Here is a 17,123-nt window from a genome sequence, read left to right as displayed (position 1 = left end):
GGGCGGTCGGTGTCCGGCAGACGTCCTCTCCGGCGCTCCCCGGCGGGCGGTGGCACGGTCAGCCGGTCCGCGCTTCCCGGATGGTCTTCTCGAAGGGGTGGGGGCCGATCGTCTCGGGATCGGCGTCCTGGTCGTAGAGCGGGGTGTATCCGGTCGCGAGATACAGCCCGGCGGCCTCGGGCTGGCGGGGACCGGTGGTCAGGTAGATCTTGCGGTAGCCCTGCCGTGCGGCCTCCCGCTCCAGCTCCCGGACGACGGCGACGCCCAGGCCGCGCCGCCGGTGACCCGGGTGGGTCCAGATCCGCTTGAGCTCGGCGGTCTCCTCGTCGCGGCGGAAGAACGCGCCCCCGGCGACGGTCTGTCCATCCTCGGCGAGGATGAGGAACGCACCCCCCTGCTCAGGGGCGAACCGCTCGTCGGGGTAGCGGTTGATCTCCTCGTTGGGGCCGTACCGGCTGTTGTACTCGGCGTGCAGGTCCTCAAGGAGCGGCCTGACCCGCGGGTCGCGGACGGCCACGTGGTGCACCTCGACGGTTGTGCCGGTCCGTCGTGGCAGGGGTGTCGTCCGGAGGATGTTCTCGGCTCCGGGGGCGGGCCTGGTGGAGTCGACCGTCACTTGGGCTGCCTCGGCAGGCCGGGCGGGTTGATCAGCGACTTGGGCAGCGCCTCGTTCTCCAGGCCCCAGCGCTTGAGCACCTCAAGATACCTGCCGTTCTCGATCAGCGTGTTGATCGCCTCGTTGACCGGCTGGACCAGGCCGTTGCCCTTCAGGGTCATGACCGCGATCAGGCCCTCGACCGACCCGCCGCCCGAGAGCGTCCCGACGATCCTGCTGTCGCCGCCGACGGCGACCTGGTAGGCGATGGGCGGGTTCGGGCCCAGGTAGGCCTGGATGCGGCCGGATTTCAGGGCGAGCAGGACGTCGCCGTACTTCTGGTAGTACTGGATCTGCGCGGCCTTGAGCCCGGCCTTCTGGTTCTGCGCGTCCCACTCCAGCAGGATCTTCTCCTGGTTGGTGCCCGATCCGACCGACACGTTCAGCCCGGCGATGTCGGCGGGCTTCTCGATCTTGGTGATCGGGCTGGAGGCGCCCACCTGCCAGGCGAGCTGGTCCACCCGGTAGGTGGCGAAGTCGTAGATGTCCTTGCGCTCCTCGGTCACCGTGACATTGTTGAGCACCGCGTCGTATTTGCCGGACTTGACGGCCAGGAACAGGTTCTCCCAGGAGGTGTTCTCCTCCCTCACCTTCAGGCCCAGCACGTCGGCGATCAGATGGGCGATATCGGTCTCCACCCCGATCAGGGTGGTGTCGTCGTCGGCCAGGGACACCAGGGGCGGCGCGCCCTCGCCGTTGAAGCCCACGATGAGCTCGCCCTTGGACCGGATCGCCTCGGGGACCTTGGCGGCGATCGCGTCCACCTTGTCGGCGCGGATCCGGTTCTGCTCCGGCGAGGTGTTGATCCTGACTCCGCCGGCCGTGGGCGGGGCGGCGGATGGGACCGCGGCACTGTCGGTGGTGCCGGCGGAGGGCTCGGCGGTGCCGCAGGCGGCGGCGAGGAGGAGAGGCAGGGCGATGGCGGCGGGGGCGAGCCTCGATATGAACGACATGTAGATCCTTGTTCAGGTTGGGCGGGGTCAGAGGACCTTGCTGAGAAAAAGACGGGTTCGCTCGTGCCTGGGGGCGTCCAGCACCTCGGCGGGAGGGCCCTGCTCGACGATCCGGCCCTCGTCCATGAAGACCACCGTGTCGGCGACCTCGCGGGCGAAGCCGACCTCGTGGGTGACGACGATCATGGTGGTGCCGCTCCCGGCGAGGTCCTTCACCGTGTCGAGCACCTCACCGACGAGTTCGGGGTCCAGCGCGGACGTCGGCTCGTCGAAGAGGATGACCTTGGGCTCCAGGGCCAGGGCGCGGGCGATGGCCACCCGCTGCTGCTGGCCGCCGGAGAGCCGGCCGGGGTAGGAGTGGGCCTTGTCGGCGAGCCCGACGCGCTCAAGCAGCCGGGTCGCCAGCGCGTTCACCTCCGCCTTCGGCCTGCGCTGGGCCGAAAGGGGCGCCTCGGTGACGTTCTGGTGCACGGTCAGGTGCGGGAAGAGGTTGAAGTTCTGGAAGACGAAACCGATCTTGGTTCGCTGCCGGAGGATCTCGCGCTCGGGCAGTTCGTACAGCCGGTCGCCGACCCTGCGGTAGCCGACCAGCTCGCCGTCGACGCTGATCGACCCGCTGTCCACCTTCTCCAGGTGGTTGACGGTGCGCAGTAGCGTCGACTTGCCCGACCCCGACGGGCCCAGGATCACCGTGACCTCGCCGGGGTCGACCCGCAGGTCCACCCCGCGCAGCACTTCAAGCGACCCGAAACTCTTGTGCACGCCCCGCACTTCGACCATCGCGGTGCTCATGCGCGGCCCCTGCCGTAGTACCGCTCGATGTAGTGCTGCGCGACGGACATCACCGAGGTCATGACGAGGTACCAGATGGTCGCGACCAGTAGCAGGGCGATGACCCGGCCGTTGCGGTTGTAGATGACCTGTACCTGGTAGAAGAGCTCGGGCAGGGCCATGATGTAGACGACCGAGGTGCCCTTGACCAGGCCGATGATCTCGTTACCCGCGGTCGGCACGATCGACCGCATGGCCTGCGGCAGGACGATCCGGAACAGCTGCCTGGTCCTGGGGATGCCCAGTGCGGCGGCGGCCTCCCGCTGGCCGTGGTCCACCGAGAGCAGCCCCGCCCGGACGATCTCCGCGGCGTAGGCGGCCTGGTGCAGGGCGAGGCCGAGCGCGGCGGCGGTGACCGGGCCGATCAGGTCCATCGTGCCGATGTCGAAGAACGCCGGGCCGAACGGCACGCCGAAGGAGATTCTCGGATACAGCAGGGCCAGGTTGTACCAGAACAGCAGCTGCAGGATCAGCGGGACCGACCGGAACAGGGCGATGTAGCCCCAGGCGACCGAGTTGAGCAGCGGGTTCCTCGACAACCGCATGAGCGCCAGGACGGTGCCGAGCAGGAAACCGAAGACGATCCCCAGCGCGGTCAGCTCCAGCGTGAAGACGACGGCCCGCAGCACGGAGGGGGCGAACAGGTATTCCCCGACCACCTCCCACTCCCAGGCCGGGTTGGTGATCAGCGCGCTGGCCACCATGGCCAGCAGCACCGCGATGCCCGCGGCCGCCACCCACCGCCAGGGGTGACGGGTGGTGACCACCTTCGGCGGAGGCTCGCCGGTCCCTGTCTCTCTCGTGTCTCCCCTGTCGCCCGGTGCTCCGCCCGCCGGGAGGGTGGCGGTCCGGGCGGTGGTGGAGGCGAGCAGCACCCGGTTCCCCCCGTACCCGCGGTGGGTGCGCACCCGAGCGCCCGCCGCCGGGGCGGGGGGCGGTGCCTTCGCCGCCTTCGCGGCGGCTCCGTGCGTGTCACCGCCGTCGGTGCCTGAGAATTCGACGGGCATGGTTGAGGCCTTTCTGGCTGGTTCGTCCAGGAGGAGGGGGACGGGCGCGAGGGGGGCGTCGCCGGCGAATCGTCAGAAGGTCAGCGGTGACACGAGGGGAGGCGGAGGGGGCGCGGGTCAATGTGCCCGCGGACCGTCGGCCGGAGCTCTGGGCGCATGACATCACTTCAACACACGCTCATAATCCCGTCAAGACCTACTGGTTTAGTGGGTTTTATATGGCACCGAACGAGATCGGTGCAAACCGGACCGCCCGCCGATGATTAGCCTGCTCAAAGCGAGGTAGAGGGCAAGGCGAGGGCGGATCCCATGTCCGCCCGAGGGGAAGGGAACGATGGCAGAGGCGGAGCCCGCGGAGGAGCGGTTCCCCGTTCTGGACCTCCGTTCGGCGCTGGCCCGCGGGGACCTGCTCGATGACCTGTCCAACCTGCGGGTCGACGACGATGACGACGACGACCCCGTTCTGATCCGCCTGGACGGCACCCCCGTCGACACCTGGCGGGAGAAGTATCCCTACGGGGAACGGATGAACCGGACCGAGTACGACCGGCTCAAGCGGCTGCTCCAGATCGAGCTGCTCAAGCTCCAGTACTGGATCAAGGACACCGGGGGACGCCTGGTCGTCCTCTTCGAGGGGCGCGACGCGGCGGGCAAGGGCGGCACGATCAAGCGGTTCATGGAGCACCTCAACCCCCGTGGGGCGAACGTGGTGGCGCTGGAGAAGCCGAGCGAGCGCGAGAGCACCCAGTGGTACTTCCAGCGCTACGTCTACCACCTGCCGTCCGCCGGAGAGATGGTCTTCTTCGACCGTTCCTGGTACAACCGCGCCGGGGTCGAGCGGGTGATGGGCTTCTGCACTCCCGGGGAGTACCTGGAGTTCCTGGAACAGGCGCCCGAGTTCGAGCGGATGCTCGTCCGCGACGGCATCCACCTGGTGAAGTTCTGGTTCTCGGTCTCGCGTTCCGAGCAGCGCACCCGGTTCGTGATCCGCCAGGTCGATCCGGTACGGCAGTGGAAGCTGTCGCCGATGGACCTGCAGTCGCTCGACAAATGGGAGGAGTACACCGCCGCCAAGGAGGACATGTTCGTCCACACCGACACCGAGGAGGCCCCGTGGACGGTGATCAAGAGCAATGACAAGAAGCGGGCCAGGGTCGAGGCCATGCGCCACGTCCTGAGCCTTTTCGAGTACGAGAACAAGGACCACGAGGTCGTCGGCACCCCCGACCCCAGGATCGTCGTCCACGCCGCCGACGTGCTCGACGACGACCGCGCCCGCTGAGCCGTCCCCGCTCAGCGGACTCCCGCGCCACCGCCCGACAGGCGCTGGGCAAGATAGATCGGGACGACCGAGGCGACGATGAGAGCCGCGGCGACCACGTTGACCACGGGCGCCTGGTTGGGGCGGAACAGGTTCTCGAAGATCCACAGAGGCAGGGTCCTGACCCCGGCCCCGGCGGTGAACGTGGTCACGATGATCTCGTCGAAGGACAGGGCGAAGGCCAGCAGCCCGCCCGCGAGCAGTGCCGAGCGCATCATCGGGAAGGTGACCAGCCGGAACGTGGTGAAGGTGTCGGCGCCCAGATCGGCCGAGGCCTCCTCCAGGGAGGTGCCCGTACGCCGCAGCCTGGCCAGCACGTTGTTGTAGACGGTCACCACACAGAAGGTGGCGTGCCCGACGATCACGGTGAACAGCCCCAGACTCACCCCGAACGGGCTCAGCACCGCACGAAAGGCGTTGTTGAGCGCGATGCCGGTGACGATGCCGGGCAGCGCGATCGGCAGCAGGACCAGCAGCGAGACCGCGTTCTTGCCGAAGAAGTCGTAGCGCTGGATCGCGAAGGCCACCATCGTGCCGAGCACCAGGGCGATCACCGTGGCGCCCGCCCCCGCCTGGACCGAGGTCCACAGCGCGTCGCGCACGCCGGTGGAGTTCCACGCCGCCTCCCACCACCGCACGGTGAACCCGCTGGGCGGCCAGGCGAACGTCCGGTCGGTGTTGAAGGAGTTGAGCACCACGATCAGCAGCGGAACGTAGACGACGCCGAGCCCGGCGGCCAGCATGGCCCACAGCGCCGTGCGCGCCGTACGGGACAGGTTCACAGGTTCTCCAGGGCACCGGTGCGGCGGACCGCGGCGAGGTAGACCAGCATGATCATCACGGGGACGGTGGCGACCGCGGCGGCGAAGGGGAGGTTGTTGGCCGCGCCGATGTTGTCGTAGACGACGTTGCCGATCAGCTGCGAGGTGCCGCCCACGATCTTCACGGTGATGTAGTCGCCGAGCGACAGCGAGAACGTGAAGACCGAGCCCGCGAGCACGGCGGGGAGGGCGAGCGGCCACACCACGGTGCGAAACGTCCGCCAGCCACGCGCCCCGAGGTCTCCGGCGGCGTCCAGCAGCGAGTCCGGCAGCCGCTCCAGCCCCGCGTAGATCGGCAGGATCATGTACGGCAACCACAGGTAGGACAGGGTGAGGACGGTGGCGGTCAGCCCGTACCCCCAGCCGAGAAGGCCCTCGGAGCCGAGCATCACCCGCCAGGCGTACGCCTTGACCAGGTAGGAGGCCCAGAGCGGGGTGAGCACGGCGATCACCAGCCAGCGCTGGGCGCGCGGCGAGGCCAGCTTGGCCATCGCGAACGCCATCGGGAAGGCGATCAGCAGGTCGATCAGCGTCACCGCGACCGCCACGCCCACCGAGCGCAGCGCGATCGTACGGTAGACGTCGGCGGTGAGCAGGTCCTGGAAGTTCCCCCAGGTCGGCACCCTGACCAGGTCGCCGGTGAAGGTGTCGGTGCTCCAGAAGGCCGTCACGAACAGGGCGGCCAGCGCGCCGAGATAGGCGAGGCCGAGCCAGAGCGCGGGGGCCGACAGCAGCAGCGAGAGCCGCACGCCCGCGTGCCGGTGCAGGAAGGCCGCGAGCCTGCGTCGAGGGGTGCGGGGCGGTGTGGGTCTCGCCGGTGCCGCGATGTTCAACGTCGGCTCCTTCCCGGTCAACGTCGGTTCTCTCCCCGGGCGAGGCGGGCTTCCGGCCCTTCTCGCGGGGCGGGTGCGGCGGGCACCCCGGTGCCCGCCGCACGGGTGGTTCCGGCGGGGCTCAGCCCTTGATCTCGGTCCAGGCCCTGGTCCACTCGGAGTAGTCCTTGCACGTGACGTCGGTGCGCCCGTCCAGGCACTGGGCGATGGGGGTGGTCCAGTACCAGACCTTCGAGTAGTAGTCCTCGTCGGTCGCGTGGAAGGTGTCGCAGTGCTTCGGGTCGGCGGTCAGCTCGCAGGACTTCGCGTTCGAGGGCGCCTCCCCGAAATACTCGGCGACCTGGGCGTTGGCCTGGGGCGAGATGATCCAGTCGAGCCACCGGTAGGCGCAGTTCGGGTTCTTGGCGGCGGTGGCGACCATCCAGGTGTCCGACCAGCCGGTGGCCCCCTCCTTGGGCAGCGTCACCTCGACCGGTGCCTTGTCGGCCAGGGCCACATTGGCGATGACCTGCCAGGTGGTGCCCAGCACGGAGTCACCGCTCTTGAAGGCCTGGACCTCCTTGGTGTAGTCGGACCAGTACTCGCCGACGATCTTCCTCTGCTGCTTGAGCAGGTCGACCGAGGCCTGGAACTGCCCCTCGTCCAGGGAGTACGGGTTCTTGATGCCGAGTTCGGGCCTGGTCGCCATCAGGTACAGCGCCGCGTCCGCGATGTAGATCGGGGAGTCGTAGGCGGTGATCTTCCCCGCGTACGGCGAGGCGGGATCGAACACCGCGCCCCAGGAGTCGGGTGCGGGCTTGACCTGGTCGGTGCGCCACATGAGCAGGTTGGCCCCGCGTCCGTGCGGCACGCCGTAGGCGGCCCCGCCGGCCGAGTTCCACGCCTTGTCCTTCAGGCCGGCGAAGACGTCGGCGTAGTTCGGGATCAGGGCGGTGTTGACCGGGGCGACGGTCCCGCCGGCGATCAGCCGCAGCGAGGCGTCTCCCGAGGCGGAGACCGCGTCGTACTCGCCGGTCTTCATGAGGTTGACCATCTCGTCGGAGGTGCCGGCGGTCTTGGAGTTGACCTGGCAGCCGGTGGCCTTCTCGAACGGGGTGACCCAGTCGACCTTGGGGTCGTTGCTCCCGTCCTCGACGTATCCGGCCCAGTTGACCAGGTTGACCTGCCCCTCTCCCGGGCCCAGCGACTGCAGCGCCTCGATCTTGGGCGGGGTGAAGCCGGTCTGGCCGGGGGCGGCGGCGGAGGCGCCAGGTGCGGGCGCGGAGCCGGTGCCGCAGGCGGTGACGGTGGCCAGGGCGAGCGCGGAGAGGACGACCGCGCTGTGCCGGGTGAGAATCCGGGGGGTGGACCGCATGGGATGACGACCTTTCTTACGGGACGATCGCGAACTCGTGCCGGCGGTGCCAGATGAGCCGGACCCTGGTGCCACGCAGGCCCATCACGTCCATTGACGAGACCTGCAGGTTCTGCTGGAGTGCGATGAGCCGCCCGCCCGCGTCGAGCTCGACCACGAACCGGGTCGCGGGGCCCGCGTAGACGACCTCGGCGACGGTGCCCGTCGCGCTGTGCTCCGTGCCGTCGACCGTCTCGTCGAGGCCGGCGAGGCGCAGCTTCTCCGGGCGCACGCTGAACGTGCCCTCCCGGCCGAGCACCGCCTGCGCGGCCTGGCCGGAGATCAGGTTGGAGGTGCCGACGAACCCCGCGACGAACGTGCTCGCGGGCCTCTCGTAGATCTCGGCCGGGGTGCCGACCTGCTCGATCCGCCCCCGGTCGAACACCGCCACCCGGTCGCTCATGGTCAGCGCCTCCTCCTGGTCGTGGGTGACGAACAGGAAGGTGATGCCGACCTCGCGCTGGATCGACTTGAGCTCGACCTGCATCTCCTCACGGAGCTTGAGGTCCAGTGCGCCGAGCGGCTCGTCGAGCAGGAGCACCCGGGGACGGTTGACCAGGGCGCGGGCCAGGGCGACCCGCTGCCGCTGGCCGCCGGAGAGCTGGTTCGGCCTGCGCCGCTCCATGCCCTCCAGCCGGACCGAGGCCAGCGCGGCCAGTGCGCGCTCGCGCCGCTCGGCCCGGGGGACCCGCTTGACCCGCAGGCCGTACTCCACGTTGTCCGCCACGTTCATGTGCGGGAACAGCGCGTAGTCCTGGAAGACCGTGTTGACGTCGCGCTCGAAGGGGGCGAGCCGGGTGACGTCGACTCCGCCGAGCTCGACGGTGCCCGCGCTGGGCGTCTCGAAGCCGGCGATCATCCGCAGCACCGTCGTCTTGCCCGAGCCCGAGGGGCCGAGCATGGCGAAGAACTCGCCGTCGGCGATGTCGAGGTCGACGCCGGTGACCGCGTCCACGGCCCCGAAACTCTTGCGGAGGCCGGTCAACCTCACCGCTGGGTCTGACATGACCGAAAACATATGAGGTTAGATGTTTGATGGCAAGAGCCGTTCGGACATCACCGTCGAGGGGGGCGCGGAGTGAGATCCTCGCGGCGGTGCCGGCCGCGCGCGGGCGGCACTCGGGGGACCCTGGACGGGACCCCAGGTGGGAGACTGTATGACCGTCGAAGGCGAGGGAGGGCGCATGGGCATGGCAGACATCTCCGGTGGTGCCCGTCTGGCCGCGTTCGCGCCGGTCGACAGCACCGCGCGGGTCGACGCCGTGGTCAGGCGGCTCACCGACGCCATAGTGCTCGGCCTGGTGGCCGACGGCGAGCAGTTGCCCAGCGAGGCGGAGCTCGCCGCGCAGCTGGGCGTGTCCACGGTCACGCTGCGGGAGGCCCTGATGGCCCTGCGCCAGCAGGGCATGGTCGAGACGCGGCGGGGGCGCGGAGGCGGTAGCTTCGTGCGGGCCCCGCGTGAGGCTCCCCGGGCACTCGATCGACTGTGCGCCTTCACCGCGGAGGAACTCCGCGACCTGGGCGACCACTACGCGGCCATCGCCGGGGCCGCCGCGAGGCTGGCCGCGCAGCGGGCACTGCCGGAGGACATCGCGCCGCTCCGCCGCACGCTGCAGGAGATGGCCGGCTCCCGCGACCAGGCCCACCTGCGCAGGCTGCACGGGCGTTTCCACATCGAGGTGGCCGCGGCCTCCCAGTCGGCACGACTCACTCAGGAAGAGATCAGGTTACAGGCTGACATCGGACCATTGCTCTGGTCCGCTCACGGGGGAGACGATGGAACGTCGGCTCGGCACCACGCCATCGCCGAGGCCATCCACCGCGGAGACGACGACCACGCCAGGCTCCTGGCGGAGCGGCACGTGCTCGACGCGATGGAACACCTCATCGAGCTGCGTCTGCGGGAGCCGTGATCGTCGGATGCCTGGGGCGGATGGATCAAGTGAGTGAACACGGTGCGCTGCTGGCGCCCGGCGGCGCGGCCGAGGCGGCCGTAGCCGTCGGCGGCATCGTCGAGGATGTCTTCGAGGGGCTTCACCAGGTGCGCGACGCCGTGGTCGGGCTTGTGGGCACCGCGCCGGTGCGCGGCGACCTGGCCGCGCTGCGCCCGCTGCTCTTTCCCCGGCTGGGCGGGCTGATCTCCGGCATCGGGTTCATCGCCGCGCCCGGCCTGCTCATCGACGCGCCCTGGTATCTGGAGTGGTGGCAGGAGGGCGCCTCGGGGGAGCCCGTGCAGCTGCTCCGGGACATGGACCCCTCCAGCAGCGCCTTCTACGACTACACGCACTGGGACTGGTTCGCCGGTCCGCGCTCCGGTGCCGAGCGCACTCTCACCGGCCCGTACGTGGATTTCCTCTGCAGCACCGAGTACTCCCTGACCCTGTCGGTGCCCGTGCTGAAGGGCGGGGAGTTCATCGGCGTGGCGGCGGCCGACGTGTTCGTGCGCCGCTTCGAGGTCGCCGTCTCGCCACTGCTTCGCAGGGTGGGAGGACCGGCCTTCCTGGTGAACGCGCACGGCAGGGTGGTGGCCTCCACCACTGCCAGATGGCTCGCCGGGTCGGTCTTCAGGGGAGCCCCCGGTCTGCTCGCTAGGCCATGCCGGACGCTACCCCTCTCCCTGGTTGCGGCACAATTGCCGCATGCCCCTTGACCCTGCCATCGCGGCCCGGCTGAAGCGCACCACCGACGGGCTGGTTCCCGCCGTCGTCCAGCAGTACGACACCGGCGAGGTGCTCATGCTCGCCTGGATGGACGACGAGGCGCTGCATCGCACGCTCACCACCGGCAGGGCCACCTACTGGTCACGCAGCAGAGGGTCCTACTGGGTGAAAGGTGACACCTCAGGCCACGTCCAGCACGTCAAGTCCGCCGCGCTCGACTGTGACGGCGACACCATCCTGCTCAGGGTCGACCAGGTGGGGGCCGCCTGCCACACGGGCGATCGGACCTGCTTCGACGCCGACGAGCTGGTGGTGACCCGGGCGTGACGGCCAAGCGGGAGCTGTGGACCTGGCTGGCGGCCTGCGTGGCCGGCGCCGCGCTCGTGCTGCTCGCCGCCGGGCGCGACTGGTTCACCGTGACGTACGGCACCCGCGAGGTGGCGGTCCCCGCCGCGGAACTGGCCCCCGCGCTGGGGCCCGCGGCCTGGGCGGCACTCGCCGCGGTGGTCGCCGTGCTCGCGACGGCAGGCGTGTGGCGCAGGGTCGTCGGCGTGGTGATGGCGCTCTGCGGGGCCGGGGTGGTGGCCGCCTCCTGGTGGGGGAGCGGCGCGAGCGCCGCGCTGCGGATCTCCGCGGAGCAGGCGCCGGTGGTCGTGGACTCCGTGCCGCGGGTCGCCTCGGCCGTCGTCTGGCCGATCATCGCCTCCGCAGGGGGGCTGCTCCTGCTGGCCGGGGGAGTGACGGCCCTCCTGCGGGGCGGCCGATGGCCGGGCATGTCCGATCGCTACAACCGCCAGGGCTCCGCCCCCGCCGAGAGCGCCCCCAGTGAGCGGGCACTGTGGGACGCCCTCGACGAGGGCACCGACCCGACGGTCGATCAGGACCCCCGGGAGCGCTGACCTCGGCGGAAACGCGGCCTCCGCGCGCTCGGTGCGTTCTCCTCGATGCCGCGGTCCGAGATCCGAGGTCCGGGGGGTGTGCGCCCCGGCTACGACTTGCTTACAGGGGCGCCCGGATTCCTTCGGCCCGGGAGTGTTTTCGCTAGGATTTCGCCCGCAACTTAGATAAATGGGAGTCATTCATGAGCTATGGCAATCAGCCGGGTGGTTACGGGCAACCCCCGGGAGGCGGTGGCTATGGCTCTCCGGGTGGTTACGGTTCGTCCGGCGGTTACGGTTCGTCCGGTGGTTACGGCCCGCCGCCCGGTGGCGGTTACGACGCCTACGGCGGTTACGGCGCGCCGCCTCCCCGGGGTAACAACGGCATGGCCATCGCTGCGCTGATCATGGGGATCGCGGGGCTGTTCCTCTGCGGCCTCACCTCGATCGTGGGCGTGGTGCTGGGCCACATCTCGCTGGGGCAGATCAAGCGGACGGGCGAGGAGGGGCGGGGCATGGCCATCGCCGGCCTGGTCCTGTCCTACTTCGGGATCGCGTGCTGGCTGGCGGTGCTGGCCTGGCTGATCGCGGTCGGCGCCATCGTCGGCAGTGCCTCCCTGACGGGTGTCTGACCTGACGGGTGTCGACCTGACGGTCGTCTGAGGCGGGTCCGCGTCCGGCGCGAGTAGGGTGGCCGGTGAGGGGGTGCCGACGGCCGTGCTCATGGGGAAGATCGCTGGTTCACGCGCGCGGGCCGTGCTGGCGCCGCTCGGTACCGCGCTGGTGGCGGGTGCCGCGGTCGCGTTCGTCGGGGCGGTCGACCCGAACGAGCCCGGTCACTACCCGACCTGCCCGTTCCTCATGCTCACCGGTCTGTACTGCCCCGGCTGCGGCGGCCTGCGGGCCGTGCACGCGCTCGTGCACGGCGATCCGGTGACGGCGCTGGGGCTCAACCCGCTCGTCACCCTCATGGTCCCGGTGCTGGTCGTGCTCTGGGGTCGCTGGGCGCTGCGTGCCTGGTGGGGCGGTCGGTCCGGGAGAGAATCGGGTGGGCCGCCCGTGGCGAAATCCATACGTCCGGCCTATGTCTGGTTATTTCTTGCTTTAATGATCGTGTTTTGGATAGTACGAAACCTCCCTTTTGGGGAATTCTTGGGCCCATAGTCGCCTTTGTGCTTCACCCAGTGGCGGGGCGACCCCGGCCGGGCCGATAGCATCGGCGGGACAAGGGCAGTCGATCGGGAGGGGCCTTACTCGTGAGCGAGCGGAGCGAGCGAACCACGGACACGGCAGCGTTCGCGAACCTGGCCTCTGAACTTCGCGGGGAGGGCAAATGAGCGTGCTTGAGGAAATCCTCGAAGGAGTCCGCGCCGACCTGGCCGAGCGGCAGGAGAAGGTGACGCTGGCCGAGCTCAAGGAGCGGGCCGGGCGGGCGCCCGCCCCCCGTGACGCCTACGCGGCGCTGGGCGGCGACCAGGTGGCGGTCATCGCCGAGGTCAAGCGTTCCAGCCCGTCCAAGGGCGCGATGGCCGCGATCGCCGACCCCGCCGCGCTGGCCGGCGACTACGAGTCGGGCGGTGCCCACGTCATCAGCGTGCTCACCGAGCGACGCCGCTTCGGCGGCAGCCTGGACGACCTGGCCGCCGTGCGCGCCGTCGTCGACATCCCGGTGCTGCGCAAGGACTTCATCGTCACCTCGTACCAGCTCTGGGAGGCCCGTGCCTACGGCGCCGACCTGGCGCTGCTGATCGTGGCGGCGCTCGACCAGAACGCGCTGGTCTCGCTCATCGAGCGGGCCGAGTCGATCGGGCTGACCCCGCTGGTCGAGGTGCACACCGAGGAGGAGCTCGACCGGGCGCTCACCGCCGGAGCCAAGATCATCGGTATCAACGCGCGGAACCTCAAGACGCTTGAGGTGGACCGCGACGTGTTCGCCAAGCTCGCCCCCAAGGTTCCCGACGGGATCATCAAGATCGCCGAGTCGGGCGTGCGCGGCCCCCATGACCTGCTCGCCTACGCCAGGGCGGGCGCCGACGCCGTCCTGGTCGGCGAGAGCCTGGTGACCGGCAAGGATCCGCGGGCCGCCGTGGTCGACCTGGTCACCGCCGGTGCCCACCCCGCATCCCGACCCGAGGGGCAGTAAGCAGTGACAACGCACGAAGGAACCGTCCTCACCGCCGCGGACCTCGCCGGGAACGGCCTCCACGGCAACGACCCGGACATCCACGGCAAGTTCGGCGTCTTCGGCGGCCGCTACGTGCCCGAGGCGCTCATCCCGGCTCTGGACGAGGTCGCGGCGGAGTACGACAAGGCGAAGAGCGACGTGGCGTTCCTTCGGGAGTTCGACCACCTGCTGCGCACCTACGCCGGGCGGCCGACCACGCTGACCGAGGTGCCCCGCTTCGCCGAGCAGGCGGGGGGTGCCCGGATCATCCTCAAGCGCGAGGACCTGACCCACACCGGTGCCCACAAGATCAACAACGTGCTCGGCCAGGCCCTGCTGACCAAGCGCCTGGGCAAGACACGGGTGATCGCCGAGACCGGCGCCGGCCAGCACGGCGTCGCCACCGCGACCGCCGCCGCCCTGATGGGCCTGGAGTGCGTGATCTACATGGGGGCCGTCGACTGCGAGCGTCAGGCGCTCAACGTCGCTCGCATGAAGCTGCTCGGCGCCACGGTCGTCCCGGTCACCAACGGCAGCCAGACCCTCAAGGACGCCATCAACGAGGCCTTCCGCGACTGGGTCGCCAACGTCGACCGCACCCACTACCTCTTCGGCACCATCGCCGGGCCGCACCCGTTCCCGGAGATCGTCCGCGACTTCGCCCGCATCATCGGCGTCGAGGCCCGCCGTCAGATGCTGGAGCTCACCGGCGGGCTGCCCGACGCGGTCGCCGCGGCGGTCGGCGGCGGGTCCAACGCGATCGGCATCTTCCACGCCTTCCTCGGGGACACAGGCGTCCGGCTGCACGGCTACGAGGCGGGCGGCCGGGGCCTGGAGAGCGGCGAGCACGCGCTCACCCTCACCGCGGGCTCCGTCGGGGTGCTGCACGGCTCGCGCACCTACGTGCTGCAGGACGAGGAGGGCCAGACCGTCGAGTCGCACTCGATCTCAGCCGGGCTCGACTACCCGGGCGTCGGCCCCGAGCACGCCTGGCTCAAGGACACCGGCCGCGCCACCTACCACGGCATCACCGATGCCGAGGCGATGGAGGCCTTCTCGCTGCTCGCCCGCACCGAGGGCATCATCCCCGCGATCGAGTCCTCGCACGCGCTCGCCGGAGCCCTCAAGCTCGGTCGCGAGATGGGTCCCGAGGCGACGATCCTGGTCAACCTCTCGGGGCGGGGCGACAAGGACATGGGCACCGCGATGAAGTACTTCAACCTCTGACTACCGACTTGCCTCCCCTCCGGTGTGCCGGAGGGGACGAACCGCAACGGAAACCACGATGACGACTCTTCAGACGGTGTTCGCCAAGGCCAAGGCGGACGACCGCGCCGCCCTCATCGGATATCTCCCCGCTGGGTTCCCCAGCAAGGAGGGCGCGATCGCCGTCGCCACCGCCATGGTGGACGCCGGCTGCGACGTGATCGAGATCGGCCTGCCCTACTCCGATCCCCTCATGGACGGCCCGACGATCCAGGACGCCGTGCACCGGGCGCTGACCAACGGCACCCGCATCGCCGACGTGCTGCGCACCGTCGAGGGCGTGGCCAAGACCGGTGCCGCCACCCTGGTCATGACGTACTGGAACCCGATCGACCGCTACGGCGCCGACCGCTTCGCCCGTGACCTGGCGAACGCGGGCGGGGTGGGCACCATCACACCCGACCTGACCCCCGAGGAGGCCGGGCCCTGGCGCGAGGCCAGTGCCGGGGCCGGGATCGACACGGTCTTCCTGGTCGCGCCCAGCTCCACCGAGGCCCGTATCAAGGCGGTCGTCGACAGCTGCACCGGCTTCGTCTACGCGGCCTCGCTGATGGGCGTCACCGGTGCCCGCGACTCGGTCGGCGCGGCCGCGCAGGGCCTGGTCGAGCGCACCCGCTCGCACACCTCCCTTCCGGTCTGCGTCGGCCTGGGCGTCGGCACCGGCCGGCAGGCCGCCGAGGTGGCGGGTTACGCCGACGGCGTCATCGTGGGGTCGGCGTTCATCCGCCGCGTTCTCGACGCGCCGGACGAGGCCTCGGGGCTGGCGTCGGTCCGTGAGCTGGGCGCCGAGCTGGCGGCGGGTGTCCGCGGCTGACGAGCCCGTTCGAGAGCGGCTCCCTTACTCGAAGAAAGGGGCCGCTCCCGCTCCCGCTTCCGTGCCTGCCAGGCAGGCTTATTCGATGCTTATCAGGCTCGTGATGAGGTTTTCCTCGAATACCTGGCATTCGCCGAAGACGTCTGTGGCCGGGGCTTGGAATAGGAGAATGGTGCTCGTGACCTCTGATAACCCCGCGCCCAATAGGTCGCGTATCGTGATTTCAGCGCTACCCTGGGTAACGACCGTCTCACGGCTGGTGCTGGCGGGAGTGCTGATCGTCGCGGGTTGGGGCAAGATCGGCACTCCGGTGCTCTCGGTTCAGGCGGTCGAGGCATACGATCTGCTCCCCAAATCGCTCGCCACGGCGGTCGGCTACGGCCTGCCGATCCTGGAGATCGTCGTGGGGTTGTTGCTGGTCGTCGGGCTGCTCACCCGAGCGGCGGGTGTCATCTCGGCGCTGCTTATGCTGGCGTTCGTCATCGGCATCGCCTCGGCGTGGGCGCGCGGGCTGCGCATCGACTGCGGCTGCTTCGGCGGTGGCGGTCAGCTGGCGGCCGGGGTGGAGCCCGACTACCTCATCGACATCCTGCGTGACTTCGGTCTCTTCGGACTCGGCGCGTTCGTCGCGGTCTTCCCCCCGGGCCGCTTCGCGCTGGACTCCGCGCTTGGGCTCACCCCGGGCGAGGAGTCGTACGAGGACGTCGAGAGCGATGACGAGGAGCTCCAGGAGAAGGAGGCTTACTGATGGGCAAGGCCGCGCGGGAGCAGTCGGCGCGTGATCGGATCAAGGCGCAGCGCGAAGAGCAGATGCGGAGGGACAAGCGAAAGCGTGTGGCGACCATCGTGACCGTGGCCGTCGTCGCGATCGCCGCCGTCGGCGGTGGCTGGTGGTTCGCCGCCCAGAGCAGCAAGTCCGAGCAGGTCGGAGCCTCGCTCGCGCCGATCACCGTCGCCGGGGACGGTTCGGTGGTCATGGCCAGAGCGGGTGTGGAGAAGCCGGTCCTGGACGTCTTCGAGGACTTCCAGTGCCCCGCCTGCAGGGCGCTGGAGGAGACCAGCGGCCCAACGATCAAGAACCTGGCGGCCGAGGGCAAGGCCAAGGTGGTCTACCACCCGATCACGATCTTCCAGGAACAGACCAACAAGGGGATCACCCGGGCCAACTCGCTGCGCGCCGCGTCGGCGATCCGCTGCATCCCCGGGGGCGCCCCGTGGATCGCCTTCCACGACAAGCTGTTCAAGAAGCAGCCCTCGGAGCTCGTGGAGGGTTTCAAGATCCCTGACCTGATCGCCTGGGGCAAGGACGCCGGGGTGACCGATCCCGGCTTCGAGGCGTGTGTGACCAGCCAGGAGAAGGCGCCCGCGCACATCGCCTACAGCACCAAGGTCATGGAGTCCCAGAAGCTCACGGGCACCCCGACGCTGAAGCTCAACGGCGTCGAGTTGGCCACGAACGTGGCTTTCAAGCCGGCCGAGCTACGCCAGGCCGTTCTTGATGCCGCCAAGTAGCCCGGGACACGGTAA

The 17,123-nt window shown here is 69.9% G+C and carries 20 protein-coding genes; 12 read left to right on the top strand and 8 right to left on the bottom strand.

The features are described from left to right. Positions 1 to 58 precede the first annotated feature (58 nt). The 4 genes from ACWD3H_RS13785 to ACWD3H_RS13770 are packed head-to-tail and all read right to left on the bottom strand — an operon-like array spanning position 59 to position 3,446. Positions 59 to 616 (bottom strand): GNAT family N-acetyltransferase, encoded by a 558-nt coding sequence (locus ACWD3H_RS13785; RefSeq protein ID WP_451955186.1) that lies wholly within the window; start codon positions 614 to 616, stop codon positions 59 to 61. Continuing rightward, a complete protein-coding gene (locus ACWD3H_RS13780; RefSeq protein WP_451955185.1) occupies positions 613 to 1,608 on the bottom strand; it encodes an ABC transporter substrate-binding protein in 996 nt (331 codons plus the stop codon). Before ACWD3H_RS13780 ends, ACWD3H_RS13785 begins: the two co-directional genes overlap by 4 nt. Positions 1,609 to 1,635: 27 nt before the next feature. Then, positions 1,636 to 2,400: an amino acid ABC transporter ATP-binding protein gene (locus ACWD3H_RS13775; RefSeq protein ID WP_451955184.1), complete on the bottom strand. Its 765-nt coding sequence runs from the start codon at positions 2,398 to 2,400 to the stop codon at positions 1,636 to 1,638. Continuing rightward, positions 2,397 to 3,446 carry an amino acid ABC transporter permease gene (locus ACWD3H_RS13770; protein ID WP_451955183.1) on the bottom strand — a complete coding sequence of 350 codons (1,050 nt, stop codon included), beginning with the start codon at positions 3,444 to 3,446 and terminating at the stop codon, positions 2,397 to 2,399. The genes ACWD3H_RS13775 and ACWD3H_RS13770 overlap by 4 nt, the downstream gene beginning before the upstream one ends. A gap of 334 nt (positions 3,447 to 3,780) precedes the next feature. Here ACWD3H_RS13770 and ppk2 point away from each other — a divergent pair, with 334 nt between their 5' ends. Continuing rightward, positions 3,781 to 4,728 (top strand): polyphosphate kinase 2, encoded by a 948-nt coding sequence (gene ppk2, locus ACWD3H_RS13765; RefSeq protein WP_451955182.1) that lies wholly within the window; start codon positions 3,781 to 3,783, stop codon positions 4,726 to 4,728. Between the two features lie 11 nt (positions 4,729 to 4,739). Here the strand turns inward: ppk2 and ACWD3H_RS13760 are convergent, their stop codons facing one another. The 4 genes from ACWD3H_RS13760 to ACWD3H_RS13745 form a co-directional block, all read right to left on the bottom strand. Beyond that, positions 4,740 to 5,549 (bottom strand): ABC transporter permease, encoded by an 810-nt coding sequence (locus tag ACWD3H_RS13760; RefSeq protein ID WP_451955181.1) that lies wholly within the window; start codon positions 5,547 to 5,549, stop codon positions 4,740 to 4,742. Next, positions 5,546 to 6,421: an ABC transporter permease gene (locus ACWD3H_RS13755; RefSeq protein WP_350922819.1), complete on the bottom strand. Its 876-nt coding sequence runs from the start codon at positions 6,419 to 6,421 to the stop codon at positions 5,546 to 5,548. Before ACWD3H_RS13755 ends, ACWD3H_RS13760 begins: the two co-directional genes overlap by 4 nt. Positions 6,422 to 6,542: 121 nt before the next feature. Then, a complete protein-coding gene (locus ACWD3H_RS13750) occupies positions 6,543 to 7,775 on the bottom strand; it encodes an ABC transporter substrate-binding protein (RefSeq protein ID WP_451955180.1) in 1,233 nt (410 codons plus the stop codon). Between the two features lie 16 nt (positions 7,776 to 7,791). Further along, positions 7,792 to 8,820, bottom strand: coding sequence for an ABC transporter ATP-binding protein (locus tag ACWD3H_RS13745; protein ID WP_350922814.1), 1,029 nt, complete (start codon positions 8,818 to 8,820; stop codon positions 7,792 to 7,794). 151 nt (positions 8,821 to 8,971) lie between these two features. Between ACWD3H_RS13745 and ACWD3H_RS13740 the strand changes: the two genes are divergently transcribed. The 11 genes from ACWD3H_RS13740 (at position 8,972) to ACWD3H_RS13690 (ending at position 17,108) form a co-directional block, all read left to right on the top strand. Further along, entirely contained in the window at positions 8,972 to 9,727 is a 756-nt protein-coding gene (locus ACWD3H_RS13740) for a FadR/GntR family transcriptional regulator (RefSeq protein WP_350922812.1), read from the top strand. Positions 9,728 to 9,756: 29 nt separating this feature from the next. Continuing rightward, positions 9,757 to 10,464 carry a cache domain-containing protein gene (locus ACWD3H_RS13735; RefSeq protein ID WP_451955179.1) on the top strand — a complete coding sequence of 236 codons (708 nt, stop codon included), beginning with the start codon at positions 9,757 to 9,759 and terminating at the stop codon, positions 10,462 to 10,464. Then, positions 10,454 to 10,801 carry a phosphoribosyl-AMP cyclohydrolase gene (gene hisI, locus ACWD3H_RS13730; RefSeq protein ID WP_350965339.1) on the top strand — a complete coding sequence of 116 codons (348 nt, stop codon included), beginning with the start codon at positions 10,454 to 10,456 and terminating at the stop codon, positions 10,799 to 10,801. Before ACWD3H_RS13735 ends, hisI begins: the two co-directional genes overlap by 11 nt. Continuing rightward, positions 10,798 to 11,373, top strand: coding sequence for a Trp biosynthesis-associated membrane protein (locus tag ACWD3H_RS13725; protein WP_355559863.1), 576 nt, complete (start codon positions 10,798 to 10,800; stop codon positions 11,371 to 11,373). Before hisI ends, ACWD3H_RS13725 begins: the two co-directional genes overlap by 4 nt. 182 nt (positions 11,374 to 11,555) lie before the next feature. Beyond that, a complete protein-coding gene (locus ACWD3H_RS13720) occupies positions 11,556 to 11,984 on the top strand; it encodes a DUF4190 domain-containing protein (protein WP_451955178.1) in 429 nt (142 codons plus the stop codon). Between the two features lie 91 nt (positions 11,985 to 12,075). Then, on the top strand, positions 12,076 to 12,516 hold the full coding sequence (locus ACWD3H_RS13715) for a DUF2752 domain-containing protein (protein ID WP_451955177.1): 441 nt from the start codon (positions 12,076 to 12,078) through the stop codon (positions 12,514 to 12,516). Between the two features lie 169 nt (positions 12,517 to 12,685). Continuing rightward, positions 12,686 to 13,495: an indole-3-glycerol phosphate synthase TrpC gene (gene trpC, locus ACWD3H_RS13710; protein ID WP_350922798.1), complete on the top strand. Its 810-nt coding sequence runs from the start codon at positions 12,686 to 12,688 to the stop codon at positions 13,493 to 13,495. A gap of 78 nt (positions 13,496 to 13,573) precedes the next feature. Beyond that, positions 13,574 to 14,743 carry a tryptophan synthase subunit beta gene (trpB, locus tag ACWD3H_RS13705; protein WP_355559925.1) on the top strand — a complete coding sequence of 390 codons (1,170 nt, stop codon included), beginning with the start codon at positions 13,574 to 13,576 and terminating at the stop codon, positions 14,741 to 14,743. Between the two features lie 58 nt (positions 14,744 to 14,801). Next, entirely contained in the window at positions 14,802 to 15,596 is a 795-nt protein-coding gene (trpA, locus tag ACWD3H_RS13700; protein WP_355559872.1) for a tryptophan synthase subunit alpha, read from the top strand. A 217-nt stretch (positions 15,597 to 15,813) separates the two neighbouring features. Beyond that, positions 15,814 to 16,344, top strand: coding sequence for a MauE/DoxX family redox-associated membrane protein (locus ACWD3H_RS13695; protein ID WP_355559874.1), 531 nt, complete (start codon positions 15,814 to 15,816; stop codon positions 16,342 to 16,344). After that, the gene (locus tag ACWD3H_RS13690; RefSeq protein WP_451955176.1) at positions 16,344 to 17,108 is read left to right on the top strand and encodes a DsbA family protein; all 765 of its coding nucleotides are present in this window, start codon (positions 16,344 to 16,346) and stop codon (positions 17,106 to 17,108) included. Before ACWD3H_RS13695 ends, ACWD3H_RS13690 begins: the two co-directional genes overlap by 1 nt. The last annotated feature ends 15 nt before the right edge of the window (positions 17,109 to 17,123 follow it).

It is taken from the genome of Streptosporangium sp. NPDC002607, from assembly GCF_053592655.1.
Note: the sequence above shows the minus strand (reverse complement) of the source record. Positions and strands in the feature narration are given on the sequence as shown.